Below are 13,776 nucleotides of genomic sequence, written 5' to 3'. Positions count from 1 at the left end.
GAGTATCTCCCCCAAACAGGGGATGCGCAAGCACCCGGGCGGTGAAATGCTCGCTCTAGAAGAAAAGGGTCGCGCTTGGTTGTGACGACCGGTGGGGCTCAGCGCGTTCCCGGCTCGCGGGCTTTCGCCGATGTGAAGAAGCCGGGGGGCTTATCCTGAATTCTTCCTGTGTGCGCCGATTGTTTCGGCGCGCGATTGTCTATTGGTGAAATCCTAAGCCGGGCTCGACCCCGGACAATCCGAGAGGGAGCAGCATAATGCGTAGGTACATTACTCTTGTAGCACTTTGCATAGCGGCGATCCCCGCGCATGCCGGCGAGCTTGGAGCCATGAAGGCTGAAAGCATCGATCTCGGCGGCTTCCTGGGTGTCGTCTATTACACGCCCGAGGAGGACGGTTATCGGGTGGTCACTACAATCGCGCAAGGCGAGGCTGGCTTGCCCGTGCGTTTCGTGGCGATACTGACCGAAAACCAGACGGTCGCAGTTTCCGTGCCAGGCAAGCTGGGAGAGTCTGACCAGATCGTCGAGATATCGCGTGTCGGCGGCAAGCTGGTCGTCAGCTCGAATCCAGATATAGACGGAATCATAGTTGCTTCTCCGGCGGCAGCCGTCGAGTGATCCAAGGGCATGCACGTTGTGGCGGCGCTGGATGAGCCTGCAGCGTGGGCGACAGACGATGTCTCCCTGGCTGCAACTCATCCTGCCGTCTGTCGTCGTCTTTACCCTCGCCTCCGGATTCGGCGCGTCTTCGCAAGATGACCTGACCACGGGCAAGTTCTACAAGGTCGTCAACGGCAAGGTCGATGCGCGAACCTATAACGGCTTTCGCCGCTACCACGGCGGCTGCAGCCACTGCCACGGCCCCGACGGCGTCGGCTCGACATTCGCCTCGGCGCTTGTCGACCGATTGCCCAGCATAGAGCTGTTCCGGCTCACCGTTCTCGGCGGCCAGCGCAGCGGCGCTTCAGTCATGCAGGGCTTCGCCGACGATCCCAACGTCGCTCCTTACATCGATGACATCTACGCCTACCTGCAGGCCCGCGCCGACGGTGCGCTTGGCCGGGGCCGGCCTGGGAGGCTTGAGCGTTAATGCATGCGCCCAAAAGTGCGCAGCGCCGGGATAACGACATGCATAAAAACAAGGACTTGCTGCAGGTTGTTGAACTGGCGGCTTCACCAATGGACAGCGAGACGGCTATCGTTCCCGAGCGCGATATGAGTGCCGAAAGGCGAGCTCTCGCGCTCGAGCATGGCCGCGAGCCAGGCGGCATCTTCGGGCGAGGCGCGGTTTAGCCGGAACTTGCGGAGCTGGAACGGCACGAGCTCAAGCGAGACAAGCCTGCCCTCCGGCATGGTGAGCCGTGGCAGATACATCAGCGCAAGCTCACCGCGAAAGAGTTCGTGCCCCGTGATTCCTTCATAGTCGGTGAGGAAGTCGCCGCATCCATAGAGGATCAGCCGGCCGTCATGGATTTCGATCGGCTTGGGATGGTGGGAGGAGTGCCCATGCACGAGGTCGAAACCTGCGACGTCGATGAGGGCGTGGGCAAGCGCGCGTTCTTCCGCGCTGACTTGGTAGCCCCAGTTGCCGCCCCAGTGGACCGAGGCCACCGCGAGATCGCCAGGCTCTCTCATGGCCTCCACGGATCGGGCGATACGCTCGAGCGACCGCGCCGAGGCATCCGCCAACAGATTGACCCCTGGCTTGTGAGCTCCGGCTGCCCATGAAGGCGGAACGCCGCTGGTCTTGAGCGCGAACCCGAAGACGAGCACGCGGCCTCCGCCGGCCAGTTCGATGACGGCAGGCGCCGCTGCCTCATCCGCGTCACGCCCGGCCCCGGTATAGGCGAGGCCGGCATGCCGGAGCGTATCGAGGGTTTCGACGAGCCCAGGCTCATCCCAATCGAGCACGTGGTTGTTGGCGAGCACGCAGCAGCTCACCCGCGCCGCCGCCAGGCAGCCGATGTTTGCCGGGTTCATCTTGTAATTGATCCCCTTGGGCGCCAAGGAACGGCTGGTGGTAATGCTGGTCTCGAGATTGATGATCCGCAAATCGGGAGCTTCGCGGTCCAATTCGGCAAGCGCATCGCCCCAGACATATTGATCGTCGGCCTTTCTCGGGATCGGCCCATGGATGCGTTCGGCAAGCTCGACATAGGTCGTCGCGGATTTGACATAGCGCTCGTAGAGGTGCGGATCGCCCGGATTGGCGAGGATCTGGTCGATCCCGCGCCCGAGCATGACATCGCCGCACAGGAACAGCTTTGCGCTGCTTCGGACGGGCCGCCCTGCGGCGGCATTGTTCGCGAGCTGCGGCATCGGTCCTGGAACTCCTCCGTGCCAACACCCTGTGACGCCGAGGGTTCCAGCCCCAATTTGTGCATGGATCAGATCGCGCGCCAAATCGTTGAGGCAGGAAGAAGTCGCTAACGCAGGAGAACCGACCGCCGAGGCCCACAATGACCGACACGGCCTTTTCCTTCATCCCGCGCGCCGCGCGCTCAGCCAAGCCGCTTAAGACGGCCTGACCGAGATTCGCGGGCCCTACTACAGCGCCTATGGGCCGCGCCATCTGGCCGACCTCTTGGAAACCATGGGCCACTGGATCGACGGCATCAAGTTTGCCGGCGGGTCGTTCGCTCTGATGCCGCCCGAAGCGGTGAAATCGATCAACAAGCTGGCGCACGATCATGATGCCTATGTTTCGACGGGCGGCTGGATCGAAAATGTCCTGCGTTTCGGCCCGGACGCCGTTGACCGCTACATCGAGGAAGCCAAGGCGCTGGGGTTCGATGTGATCGAGATCTCCACCGGCTTCATCAGCCTGCCCACCGAGGCGCTGCTGCGCCTGGTCGAAACCGTGAAAAGGGCAGGGCTCAAGGCCAAGCCCGAGCTCGGCATCCAGTTCGGCGCCGGTGGTGACACGTCGGCCAAGGAGCTCGAAGCCGAAGGCACCAAGGATGTCGGCTGGCTGGTCGCGCAGGCCAGGCGTGCCCTCGATGCAGGCGCCGATATCATCATGATCGAGAGTGAAGGGATCACCGAAAACGTGACGTCCTGGCGCACCGACGTGGTGGCCCGCATCATCAACGAGCTCGGGCTGGAGGCGGTGATGTTCGAAGCCGCGGACCCGGTGGTCTTCGAATGGTACGTCAAGAACTACGGCAATGAGGTCAATCTGTTCGTCGACCACAGCCAGATCGTGCAGCTCGAGGCGCTGCGCTCCGGCATCTGGGGAACCAAGAGCACCTGGGGGCGGATTCAGAATATCGCGTGAGGGGCGGTCGGGCCGATGTTATGAATTGCCGCGTCGGGTAGCCGCCGACATCGTCATCGCCGCCAATCGGCGCACCGGGCGAAGTTGAGCGCAAGCAGCCGACTTCCGGTGACCTGATGCTCGGCGCCTGATGATGCAGTCGATCATCGCCAACAAGCTGAACCAGCCCGACGTCTTCATCCGCCCGGCGGTGTCGAAATACCGCATGCTCGATTTCATGAAGATCGATGAGCGAGACGGCTGACATCAAGGACGCGCATATCGAGGTGGCCGGCGGCGGTGATTCAGGGAGCGTCCGGTCGCCTGGTCATTCATTGATTCGGATCAATGCGTTTCAAGATTCGGACACTTATTCTACCGACGGTCAGATAGAAGATTCGATCATGTTCAAACGTAACGCGATCTTAAGGCCACTTCCTATCCGCGCATTTCTGCCGATCGCGGCTTTGGCCATCGGAGTGGCGACGGCGAGTCCATCCCAAGCCGCAGGGACGGTGGTAAACGCATCGCTTTGGGACAAGGGAGTAGAAACGGCTATGGCGACCGACCTCGGGTTTCCCGCGGCCGGCAAGGATATGTCGAAGGTGACGATGGGCATTGCACTGAGCGTGGAGACCGTCAAAGCTGGCGAGATAACGTTCGAGGTTCTCAACTCATCGAAGGACACAATCCACGAGATGATCATCACGCGGCTCAGGGATTTGTCGAGGCTGTTTCCATACAACAGCAGCGAGAGTAGGGTCGACGAGGATAAAATGCCGGATATTCTAGGCGAAGTCTCCGAGCTCGATCCGAATAAGACTGCCGCCCTGCGGCTTGATCTAAAGCCGGGCACGTACCTTCTCTTCTGCAACATTCCAGGTCACTTCACGTCCGGGATGTGGACGATCTTCACGGTCAAGTAGTCGTTCGTGTATGGTGGGCTTCGCGCGCGCCGCACACGCGCATTAGGATTCGACCGAAATCCGGCGTCATCGCGCTTATCCGAAATTCAGCCCTCCATCACGATTGCCGCCGGAGCCCGCGAAAATCGGCACTCGCAAGTCGACGGTGACATTTTCTGTCTCCGCAGGACCTTCGGGTGCCCCCGAAGCCGGAACTCGGCATCCAGTTCGGCGCCAGCGGTGACACGTCGGCCAAGGAGCTCGAAGCCGAAGGCACCAAGGATGTCGGCTGGTTGGTCGCGCAGGCCGGCGTGCCCTCGATGCCGGTGCCGACATCATCATGATCGAGAGTGAAGGGATCACCGAAAACGTGACGTCCTGGCGCACCGACGTGGTGGCCCGCATCATCAACGAGCTCGGGCTGGAGGCGGTGATGTTCGAAGCCGCCGACCCGGTGGTCTTCGAATGGTACATCAAGAACTACGGCAATGAGGTCAATCTGTTCGTCGACCACAGCCAGATCGTGCAACTCGAGGCGCTGCGCTCCGGCATCTGGGGAACCAAGAGCACCTGGGGCGGATTCAGAATATTGGGTGAGGGCGACGCGGGCTGATTTTGTGAATTGCCGTGCCGAGCATGCCGCCAGAAGTGGAAAGAGAGTGAGGGCGCTTGGCGTTTGAGGCGACCGCGAAGGGCGATCACTCCAGGTTTGCGCCGCCCCTCATCGCCCTGCCGGGCAGTACCCCTTCTCCCCGTATAGTGACGGGGAGAAGGGGTACTGCCGCAACCTCAGCGCTCGTCCTGCGATGTTGGCGATTGGCGAAATCTTCGACGAGGGCGTCCTTCTCCCGTCACTATACGGGGAGAAGGTGCCGGCAGGCGGATGAGGGGCGGCGCGACGTCGACAATTTGCGGCCGTTCTCCTCCGATGATGATCCTTCGCAGGTGGCCCGGATCAGATCGAGATTGGCGCTCATCTCAGCCCCACTTCATCTCGCCGGTGGCAACCTTGGAGCCGATGTCGAGCGCAACCCCCATGCCGAGGCCGGGGAAGCGGGCTTCCATGGCGCCTTTGAGCGCGGCCGCGTCCTTGGCCTTGGGCAATTCCTCCTCGAAGGCAGTGAGATAGACCCTGGTGTGCTCGACGCCGGAGAGGTCGGTGGCGGCCTGCGGCGTCATGTGGCCGGGCACGACGATGGCCGGCTTGGCGGCAGCGATCTTTTCGAGATTGGCGAGCCAGGCGGCGCGCTGCTCCTTGCTCGGCGTGTCGGCCGTCCAGACATGCACGCCGGAAAAAATGATCACTCCGCCGAACACTGCATTCAGTGACGGCACGAAGAGATAGCGCCTGTTGGCGAGGCCTTCTGCGTCGACGATCTCGATCGTCTCGCCATCAACGGTGAGCGTCTTGCCGTCGAAGATCTCGGGAATGACGATATCGGCGAGCGTCTGCGGACCATTCTCCTTGAGCTGCGGCCCCCAGGCGGCGAGTTTCTTTTCCACATTGGCGTTGATGGCGGTCACCGTCTCGGACGCGGCGATCACCCGTGCGTCGGGAAAAGCCTCATTGATCGGCTTGAGGCCGAAATAATAGTCCGGGTCGGACTGGCTGACATAGATGGCAGTGAGCGTCTTGCCCGTCGCCTTGATCGCGTCGGCCACGGCGCGGCCGTCGGTATAGGTGAACCCGCCGTCGATCAGCAGAACCTCGGAAGCGCCGGTGATGAGCACGGGGGCGCGAAAGAAGCCGTTTTCCCCGGCCGGGAAGTGCTTCCAGGAAAGCCAGGCGGCCGCATGGCCAAGCCCGGCGGGAGCGAAGACGGCAGCTGCGCCGGCGGCGAGGGTGGTTTTCATGATGGTTCTCCGTGTGAACATGAATATCTCCTGGGGACTTCGGGTGAGCCGGGCGACGCATCTTTGCGCTCGCGCTGCGATTGCACGGAAGATGGCAAAGCCGGAATGCATATTGAAGACCAACAAAAAAGACGTAATGTGTGCCATTGACTGACAATGGGTGGAGAGCCGATCACCGATGGTTGACGCATGAACCTCAACCGACTGGCCTACTTCGCGGCGGTAGTCGATGCCGGCTCGTTCACGCGGGCGGCCGAGCGGTTGGGTATCACTAAGGCGGTTGTCAGCCAGCAGGTTGCACGGCTGGAGCAGGACGTCGGAACGACGCTGCTGATCCGCACCACACGGCGGGTGCAGCCGACCGAGGCGGGCCGGATATTCCATGCTCGCTGCCTGCTGATCCTGCGGGAGGCGGAGGATGCCTTTGACGAACTCGCGCAGGCTGCCGCCGAGCCGACCGGCACCCTGCGCATCGCCGCGCCTAACGACTACGGCACGTCGGCGGTCGTGCAGGTAGTCACTGCCTTCAGCGCGCGCTATCCCGCCTGCCGGGTGGAACTGACGCTGGGCGACGAGAGCATCGACCTCGTTTCCGGCAGGATGGACGTGGCGATTCGCGTCGGCTGGCTGACCGATTCAAGCCTGCAGGCGCGACGCATCGGCACTTTCCGGCAGTTAATGGTGGGCGGCGCGGACTTCGCCGGGCGGATCACCGCTACTGAACCGGAAGACCTTGCCAGGCTGCCCTTCATCGCCAACATGGCGCTGCGCGAACCGCTGCTGTGGCAATTTTCGCGCGGCGACCTCGAGCGTCGGGCCGTGCAGATGCATGCAACGATCTCGATCGATGCGACGCCGGCAGTGTTGGCGGCCGTCCGCACCGGCGCCGGGCTGTCGGTCCTGCCGGATTTCCTGGTGAGGGACGATCTGACCGCGGGGCGGCTCATCCACGTCCTGCCCGAGTGGCGGCTGCCTTCCGGAGGCATCTATACGGTCTACCCCGCCGCGCGCTTCCGTCCGCCCAAGGTGAGCAGTTTCGTCGAAATGCTCATTGCCGCCGAGCAGAGGGGCTCGATCGCGGAAGCGCAGGGACCCATGCCGTAGGCAGTGCCGCCCCCGTCCGTGGCTCGATGTTCTTTCGTTCTGGAGTGGTGAACAGGCCCTTGGCATGAGCATGCCAACCCACTTGCCATACCCGAATCTTCGTCATAGTCTCTCCTTTGAGAAAACCTTTTCCCAAGCTTTGCAGCGTTCGTCCGCCACCCCGATCGACACGCTACCGGCCTGTAAGAGAAAAGCTTTTCCCAAATGGGAGGATCAAAAACCGAATCATGGCGTCCGACGCGCAGCCAACGCCTGTTTTTGCCAAGCCAGTCACCTTGCGTGAGGTGGCGGCCACGGCTGGCGTCAGCGTGGCGACGGCGTCGAAGGCGCTCAACGGGCAGGGGCGGATGACTGCCGAGACGCGCGAGCGCATTCGCGAGACGGCGCAGCGCCTCGGCTTTCGCCCGAACAGCCTGGCGCAGAGCCTTTTGCGCCGGCGCAGTTTTACCGTCGGCCTGTTGACCAACGATACCTATGGCCGCTTTTCGCTGCCGCTCATGGCCGGTGTTTCCGATGCGCTGGTCGACGCCGGCGTCTCGGTGTTTCTCTGCAATGTCGAGGACGACCCGCGCCTCGGCCAGCTGCATGTCGATGCCATGCTCGACAAGCGCGTCGACGGCATCATCGCCACCGGCAAGCGCATCGACCGCCATCTGCCGGTCGACCTGTCCAATCTCGGCATTCCGGCGATCTACGCCTTTACCCAGCCTGATCCCGGCGCCATCGCCTTCGTCTCGGATGACGCCGGCGGCGCGCGCCTGGCGGTCGAGCATTTCTGCCGGCTCGGGCGCCGCCGCATCGCCCATGTCACGGGACCAGCGAGTTTTGCCGTGGTGCATGCGCGGGCGCAGGCCTATCGTGACGTGCTGGCCGAGAACGGCTTGCCGGCCGCCGAGCCCCTGCTGGGCTCGTGGTCGGAAGCGTGGGGCCACGAGGCGGTCGGGACGCTCTTCGATGGTAAGCGCGAGGCGCCCGATGCGGTGTTCTGCGGCAACGACCAGATCGCGCGCGGCGTCATCGACGCGCTGCGCGAACGCGGCATTGATGTGCCGGACGAGGTCGGTGTCATCGGTTTCGACAATTGGGAGATCGTGGCCGAGGCGACGCGCCCGCCGCTGACCTCCGTCGACATGAACCTGGCCGCACTCGGACGCGAGGCCGGCCTCACATTGCTTTCGCTCGTCGGCGGCCAACCCGCCGAGCCGGGCCTCCGAAAACTGCCGTGCCGGCTGGTGGTACGTCAGTCATGCGGCCGTCCACTGGGCGGCTGAAACCAACGGCTGAAACCAAACGTGCCGCCCAACCCAATCCTCGGGGAGCGCGGCCGAAGAAGGAGGAGAACCATGAGGACCATCATTACCGGGCTCGCTTTTGCCGCGAGCATTCTGTGCATACCGGCAACAGTGTGGCCTGCCGCGGCCGCCGAAACCGCCAACATCTGGGTTCGCGCCGACGGCTCGAACTTCATGCCGCGCGTCGTCGACGCGTTCAACAAGGGCCATGAGAACCAGATCAAGCTGGACATCATCCCCAACGCCGAGATCATTCCGAAATACGGCGCCGCTGCCGCCGGCGGCACCGCGCCGGATGCGCTGTCGCTCGACCTCATCTACACGCCGTCCTTCGCGGCCGCAGGCCAGCTCGAAGACATCACCGACTGGGCGAAATCCCTGCCTTACTTCGCCAGCCTGTCGCCGGCGCACGTCAAGACCGGCACCTACAAGGGCCGCATCTACGGGCTGCCGTTCTCGGCCGACAGTTCGGTGCTGGTCTGGAACAAGAAGCTGTTCAAGCAGGCCGGCCTCGACCCTGAGAAAGGCCCGACCAACTGGGCCGAAATCGAAACCGACGCCGAAAAGGTCAACGCGCTCGGCGGCGACATCAAGGGCTTCTACTTCTCAGGCAATTGCGGCGGCTGCAACATCTTCACCTTCACGCCGCTGATCTGGGCATCGGGCGGCGATATCCTCACCGAGGATGGCTCGAAGGCGACGCTGGACAGCCCGCAGCTGCGCGGCGCCATCGACCTTTACCGCTCGATGATCAAGAAGGATCTGGTGCCGGCAGGCGCGCAGACCGACACCGGCTCCAATTTCTTTGCCGCCTTTGCCACCGGCAATATCGGCATCTCGCCGTCCGGCGCCTTCGCCATCGGCGCGCTGAACACGCAGTATCCAGATATCGACTATGGCGTCACCTTCCTGCCGGGCAAGGATGGCGGCTGGTCGTCTTTTGCCGGCGGCGACAACTTCGTCGTCACCAAGGGCACCACGAAGATCGCGGTGGTGAAGGAGTTCCTTGATTTCGCCTATTCGCTCGAAGGCCAGACCATCCTGGCGAAATATGGCAGCCTTCCCGTGCGCGGCGATATCGCCAAGGAGGCGCTGAAGGATCTCGATCCGCGCTATCAGATCGCGGCCGAGGCCATGGCCAAGGGCCGCACGCCCTATACCGTGGTGTTCAACGACCTGATCAACTCCGCCAACGGCCCGTGGACGCAGATGGTCAACGAGGTCTTCTTCGGCGACGACGTCGACGGCGCCATCGCCAACGCGCAGGAGACCATGCAGTCGATCATCGATCAGGCGCCGCAGAAGTAGGCTGGCGCCGGCCATACCTCCCCTCGAGGGGAGGTCGGACTGCAGGTCCGGGTGGGGTCATCTCGGAAGTGCTCGACGTTTTTCTGTCGGCGCGCGTCGGGGAGGACCCCACCCCCGGCCTTCGGCCGGACCCTCCCCTCAAGGGGGAGAGGGACGGCGCACCAACGGAAGAGCACGCATGACCTCAATCGCAGCAGCAACCTCGGCACCCGCCCGCGCCAGAAAACTCGTCGGCACCGGCCGCCGGCAGTGGATCGGCCTGCTTTATGTCGCGCCGGCAGTCGCCCTGGTCGTCGTCTTCTTCATCATACCGCTCGGCATGACGGCGTGGATGTCGCTGCACAACTGGCCGCTGATGGGCGCGCACTCCTTCATCGGCCTCGACAATTACTGGGCGATCCTGCGCGATACCAGGTTCTGGAACGCGCTGCGCTTCACCGGCTATTACACCGTGGTGGTGACGATCGCGATCTTCGCCGTCGCCTTTCCGTTGGCGCTTTTCATCGAAAGGCCCAGGCAGCTGACCGGCTTTTACCGGACATCCTTCTTCATGCCGGCGGTCATCGGCTTCGCCTCGGCCAGCCTGCTCTGGTCGTGGCTGCTCAACGTCGATTCCGGCCTGTTCAGCCCGGCCGCCTTCGACCTCGGCCTGACCGCAAAGAAGTTCAACCTGCTTGCCACCTTCCAGCCGGCCTTCTGGTCGATCATCGCCATGGTCGTCTGGAAGGTGGCGGGCTTCACCATGATCATCCTGATGACCGGCCTGCAGTCCATTCCGTCGGAGCTGCAGGAGGCGGCGATGATCGACGGGGCAGGGCCGTTTGCACGGTTCCGGGCCATCACCTTGCCGCTGATGCGCCGCACGCTGGCGCTGGCGCTGATCCTGTCGGTTGCCGGCTCGATCCTGGCCTTCGACCAGTTCTACATCATCCTGCGCGGCGGGCCGCGCAACCAGACGCTGACCGCCGTCTACTGGATCTTCAACCAGTCGTTCGTGTCGTTCAAGCTCGGCTACGGCGCGGCACTTTCGATGATCCTGCTCGTCATCCTGGTCGCGCTCAGCCTGATCCAGCTGCGGCTGCTGCGCCAACCCGAGGGGATCGACTGATGGCGCAGGCAATGGGCCGCAAAAGCCGCATCGGCATGCAGATCGCCGAGCACTCGACGGGCATCATCGCGTCCATACTGTTCCTGGCGCCGATCGTCTGGACCGTGCTTTCGGCCTTCAAGCCGGCGCAGGAGGCACGCCAGCCGCCGCTGCCGCCCTGGCCGACATCAGGCTTTTCCATCGAGAACTACGCCACGCTCAACACCTTCGGTGACGGCCTGTGGCTGCCGGCGCGAAACAGCATCTATGTCTCTGCGATGACGGTGCTGCTGTCGGTCATCGTCAGCGTGCTGGCCGGCTATGGCTTCTCGCGCTTCCGCTTTCCGCTGAAGAACCTGCTGTTCGTCGTCATCCTGTCGACGATCATGATCCCGTTCCAGTCGATCCTGACGCCGATCTTCCTGGTGCTGACCAAGATCGGCCTGCACAACACGCTGACCGGGCTGGTCTGCGTCTATGTCACGCTGCAGCTGCCGTTCTCAATCTTCATGATGCGCAACGCCTTCGACGCGGTTCCGCGCGAGATCGAGGAAGCCGCCCGCATGGACGGGGCCAATAACGTCACCATGCTGCTGAGGGTGATGCTGCCGCTGGTCTGGCCGGGCATCGTCACCATTGCGCTGTTCGCCTTCCTCGGCGCCTGGAACGAGTTCCTGGCCGCACTGGTGCTGATGACGGACCAGTCCAAATTCACGCTGCCGATCATGATGACGGCGCTGCAGTCGGGCCGCTTCGGCGCCATCGACTGGGGCGCGGTGCAGGCGGGCGTCACCGTGATGATGGTGCCGTGCCTGGTGCTCTTCCTGCTGCTGCAGCGCTTCTACATCCGCGGCCTGATGGCAGGGGCCGTGAAGTGACCAAATCGAATTGAACGGAGTAAGTTGATGACTGCATCGCAATCCGCCAATCAGGGCATCACGTCGAGCCAAACCGGCAAGTCGGGCAAGCCGAAGCTCGCCTTCCGTCCGCTCCCCGTGCCGCAGGTCGATGTGCGCGGCTTCTGGGGCGACCGCGTCGACGCCGTCGCCACCAGGACCGCCGGCATCCTGTATGACCGCTGCGTCCAGGCGCGTATGCTCGAGCAGATCGACCCGGACCGGCCGTCGCCGGGCGTCGTCATTCCGTTCCATTCGCCGTCGCCCGACGAGGCATCCACCGCCGGCAACGAGTTCACCGGATCGACGGTGACGACCCAGATGTTCTGGGACTCCGATTGGGGCAAGACGATCGAGACCGCGGCCTACTCGCTCTACCGGCGCCGCAATGACGAGCTGGAGAAGAAGATCGACGCCGTCATCGACATGTACGGGAAGCTGCAGCAGCCCGACGGCTATTTGTCGAGCTGGTACCAGCGCATCCAGCCCGGCCTGCGCTGGACCAATTTGCGCGATTGCCACGAGCTTTATTGCGCCGGCCATCTGATCGAAGGCGCGGTCGCCTACTACCAGGCCACAGGCAAGCGCAAACTGCTCGACATCATGTGCCGCTACGCCGACCATATCGCCGAGACATTCGGCCCCGAGCCGGGCAAGAAGAAGGGCTATTGCGGCCATGAGGAGATCGAACTGGCGCTGGTCAAGCTGGCGCGGGCGACAGGCCAGCAGAAGTACATGGACCTCGCAAAATACTTCATCGACCAGCGCGGCCAGCAGCCGCATTACTTCGACGAGGAGGCGCGTGCCCGCGGCGCCGACCCCAAGGCTTATCATTTCAAGACCTACGAATACAGCCAGTCGCACAAGCCTGTGCGCGAACAGGACAAGGTCGTCGGCCATGCCGTGAGGGCGATGTATCTCTATTCCGGCATGGCCGATGTCGCGACCGAATATGGCGACGACACGCTGCGGGTGGCGCTCGACCGGCTGTGGGACGATCTCACGACCAAGAACCTCTACATCACCGGCGGGCTCGGGCCGTCGTCGCACAATGAAGGTTTTACCGCCGACTACGACCTTCCCAACGAAACCGCCTATGCCGAGACCTGTGCCTCCGTCGGCCTGGTGTTCTGGGCCAGCCGCATGCTCGGCATGGGTCCCAATGCGCGCTACGCCGACATGATGGAGCGGGCGCTCTACAACGGCTCGATCTCGGGCCTGTCGCTCGATGGCTCGCTGTTCTTCTACGAAAATCCGCTGGAGAGCCGCGGCGCCCACAACCGCTGGAAATGGCATCGCTGCCCGTGCTGCCCGCCCAATATCGGGCGCATGGTCGCCTCGATCGGCAGCTATTTCTACAGCCTGTCGGACGACGCACTGGCCGTCCACCTCTATGGCGACAGCACCGCCCGCTTTGAGATATCAGGCCGGCCGGTAGGCCTGACCCAGACCAGCCGCTATCCATGGGATGGCACGGTGTCGATCAGCGTCGAGCCAGAGGCGCCGACCGAGTTCACCTTGCACCTGCGCCTGCCGGCCTGGTGCCGCAAGGCGACGCTCAGGGTGAACGGCGCGGCGCTCGACCTGAACAGCATCACCAGCGACGGCTATGCCGCAATCCGGCGCGAGTGGCGCATGGGTGACCGGGTCGATCTCGATCTCGAAATGGTCGTCGACCGCCTCTTTGCCAATCCGGAGGTGCGGCAGGATATCGGCCGCGTCGCGCTGTCGCGCGGCCCGCTGATCTACTGCGTCGAGGAGACCGACAATGCAGGTCAGCTGCATCGCATCGCCTTGCCGCAGGCGGCAAGGATCGAGGCGCATGAGGAGCCGAACCTTCTGGGCGGCGTCGTGACCCTTTCGGCCGTCGCCAAAAAGGAGGCTTTCGAAAACTGGGAAGACGGGCTCTACCGCGCCGAGCCGCCGGCGGTGGAAGAGGCGAAGGTCAAGGCCGTTCCCTATTTCGCCTGGGACAACCGCGACCCCGGCGAGATGCTGGTGTGGATCAGAAGCGCGGGGTAGCCGATAAACATAGGAGAACCAAGCGCATCGGCGGCCGAGTGGTTGGCGAC

At 63.4% G+C, this 13,776-nt stretch carries 14 protein-coding genes and 1 pseudogene; 13 read left to right on the top strand and 2 right to left on the bottom strand.

Annotation, left to right across the window (positions count from 1 at the left end; genetic code table 11):
* Positions 1-257 precede the first annotated feature (257 nt).
* Positions 258-620, top strand: coding sequence for a hypothetical protein (locus EN859_RS13070; RefSeq protein WP_127854505.1), 363 nt, complete (start codon positions 258-260; stop codon positions 618-620).
* A gap of 58 nt (positions 621-678) precedes the next feature.
* Positions 679-1,092, top strand: a complete 414-nt coding sequence (locus EN859_RS13065) for a cytochrome C (RefSeq protein WP_127854504.1) — start codon at positions 679-681, stop codon at positions 1,090-1,092.
* A gap of 83 nt (positions 1,093-1,175) precedes the next feature.
* On the opposite strand, the gene EN859_RS13060 is transcribed toward EN859_RS13065, so the two are convergent.
* Positions 1,176-2,321 (bottom strand): CapA family protein, encoded by a 1,146-nt coding sequence (locus tag EN859_RS13060; protein ID WP_127854503.1) that lies wholly within the window; start codon positions 2,319-2,321, stop codon positions 1,176-1,178.
* A gap of 205 nt (positions 2,322-2,526) precedes the next feature.
* On the opposite strand from EN859_RS13060, the gene EN859_RS13055 reads away from it, so the two are divergent.
* The 5 genes and pseudogenes from EN859_RS13055 (at position 2,527) to EN859_RS13040 (ending at position 4,776) form a co-directional block, all read left to right on the top strand.
* Entirely contained in the window at positions 2,527-3,279 is a 753-nt protein-coding gene (locus EN859_RS13055) for a phosphosulfolactate synthase (protein ID WP_210237693.1), read from the top strand.
* Positions 3,280-3,322: 43 nt separating this feature from the next.
* Positions 3,323-3,533 (top strand): annotated as a pseudogene (locus tag EN859_RS13050) (patatin-like phospholipase family protein); the annotation flags it as partial.
* Positions 3,534-3,662: 129 nt separating this feature from the next.
* Complete coding sequence (locus EN859_RS40465) at positions 3,663-4,184, top strand: sulfocyanin-like copper-binding protein (protein WP_127854545.1); 522 nt, start codon at positions 3,663-3,665, stop codon at positions 4,182-4,184.
* A 176-nt stretch (positions 4,185-4,360) separates the two neighbouring features.
* Positions 4,361-4,507 (top strand): hypothetical protein, encoded by a 147-nt coding sequence (locus tag EN859_RS38655; RefSeq protein ID WP_210237690.1) that lies wholly within the window; start codon positions 4,361-4,363, stop codon positions 4,505-4,507.
* On the top strand, positions 4,504-4,776 hold the full coding sequence (locus tag EN859_RS13040; RefSeq protein WP_245525552.1) for a phosphosulfolactate synthase: 273 nt from the start codon (positions 4,504-4,506) through the stop codon (positions 4,774-4,776). Before EN859_RS38655 ends, EN859_RS13040 begins: the two co-directional genes overlap by 4 nt.
* A 365-nt stretch (positions 4,777-5,141) precedes the next feature.
* On the opposite strand, the gene EN859_RS13030 is transcribed toward EN859_RS13040, so the two are convergent.
* Entirely contained in the window at positions 5,142-6,038 is an 897-nt protein-coding gene (locus tag EN859_RS13030; protein ID WP_189501918.1) for an MBL fold metallo-hydrolase, read from the bottom strand.
* 168 nt (positions 6,039-6,206) lie between these two features.
* On the opposite strand from EN859_RS13030, the gene EN859_RS13025 reads away from it, so the two are divergent.
* The 6 genes from EN859_RS13025 (at position 6,207) to EN859_RS13000 (ending at position 13,726) form a co-directional block, all read left to right on the top strand.
* Positions 6,207-7,121, top strand: a complete 915-nt coding sequence (locus tag EN859_RS13025; RefSeq protein WP_127854501.1) for a LysR family transcriptional regulator — start codon at positions 6,207-6,209, stop codon at positions 7,119-7,121.
* A gap of 227 nt (positions 7,122-7,348) precedes the next feature.
* Positions 7,349-8,392, top strand: a complete 1,044-nt coding sequence (locus tag EN859_RS13020; RefSeq protein ID WP_127854500.1) for a LacI family DNA-binding transcriptional regulator — start codon at positions 7,349-7,351, stop codon at positions 8,390-8,392.
* Positions 8,393-8,464: 72 nt separating this feature from the next.
* A complete protein-coding gene (locus tag EN859_RS13015; protein ID WP_127854499.1) occupies positions 8,465-9,721 on the top strand; it encodes a sugar ABC transporter substrate-binding protein in 1,257 nt (418 codons plus the stop codon).
* 178 nt (positions 9,722-9,899) lie between these two features.
* Positions 9,900-10,829 carry a sugar ABC transporter permease gene (locus tag EN859_RS13010; protein ID WP_127854498.1) on the top strand — a complete coding sequence of 310 codons (930 nt, stop codon included), beginning with the start codon at positions 9,900-9,902 and terminating at the stop codon, positions 10,827-10,829.
* Entirely contained in the window at positions 10,829-11,686 is an 858-nt protein-coding gene (locus EN859_RS13005) for a carbohydrate ABC transporter permease (protein WP_127854497.1), read from the top strand. The genes EN859_RS13010 and EN859_RS13005 overlap by 1 nt, the downstream gene beginning before the upstream one ends.
* A 27-nt stretch (positions 11,687-11,713) precedes the next feature.
* Positions 11,714-13,726 (top strand): glycoside hydrolase family 127 protein, encoded by a 2,013-nt coding sequence (locus EN859_RS13000; protein ID WP_189501916.1) that lies wholly within the window; start codon positions 11,714-11,716, stop codon positions 13,724-13,726.
* Positions 13,727-13,776: the final 50 nt, after the last annotated feature.

The organism is Mesorhizobium sp. M00.F.Ca.ET.216.01.1.1, assembly GCF_004010325.2.
Classification (GTDB): domain Bacteria; phylum Pseudomonadota; class Alphaproteobacteria; order Rhizobiales; family Rhizobiaceae; genus Mesorhizobium.
This window is presented reverse-complemented; position numbering and strand designations above follow the sequence as displayed.

Coding starts and splice junctions, on each gene's coding strand:
- EN859_RS13025 (WP_127854501.1), top strand. CDS start 6,207: ATGAACCTCAACCGACTGGCCTACTTCGCGGCGGTAGTCGATGCCGGC.
- EN859_RS13005 (WP_127854497.1), top strand. CDS start 10,829: ATGGCGCAGGCAATGGGCCGCAAAAGCCGCATCGGCATGCAGATCGCC.
- EN859_RS13020 (WP_127854500.1), top strand. CDS start 7,349: ATGGCGTCCGACGCGCAGCCAACGCCTGTTTTTGCCAAGCCAGTCACC.
- EN859_RS13000 (WP_189501916.1), top strand. CDS start 11,714: ATGACTGCATCGCAATCCGCCAATCAGGGCATCACGTCGAGCCAAACC.
- EN859_RS13015 (WP_127854499.1), top strand. CDS start 8,465: ATGAGGACCATCATTACCGGGCTCGCTTTTGCCGCGAGCATTCTGTGC.
- EN859_RS13040 (WP_245525552.1), top strand. CDS start 4,504: ATGATCGAGAGTGAAGGGATCACCGAAAACGTGACGTCCTGGCGCACC.
- EN859_RS13010 (WP_127854498.1), top strand. CDS start 9,900: ATGACCTCAATCGCAGCAGCAACCTCGGCACCCGCCCGCGCCAGAAAA.
- EN859_RS13030 (WP_189501918.1), bottom strand. CDS start 6,038: ATGTTCACACGGAGAACCATCATGAAAACCACCCTCGCCGCCGGCGCA.
- EN859_RS13060 (WP_127854503.1), bottom strand. CDS start 2,321: ATGCCGCAGCTCGCGAACAATGCCGCCGCAGGGCGGCCCGTCCGAAGC.
- EN859_RS40465 (WP_127854545.1), top strand. CDS start 3,663: ATGTTCAAACGTAACGCGATCTTAAGGCCACTTCCTATCCGCGCATTT.
- EN859_RS13065 (WP_127854504.1), top strand. CDS start 679: ATGTCTCCCTGGCTGCAACTCATCCTGCCGTCTGTCGTCGTCTTTACC.
- EN859_RS13070 (WP_127854505.1), top strand. CDS start 258: ATGCGTAGGTACATTACTCTTGTAGCACTTTGCATAGCGGCGATCCCC.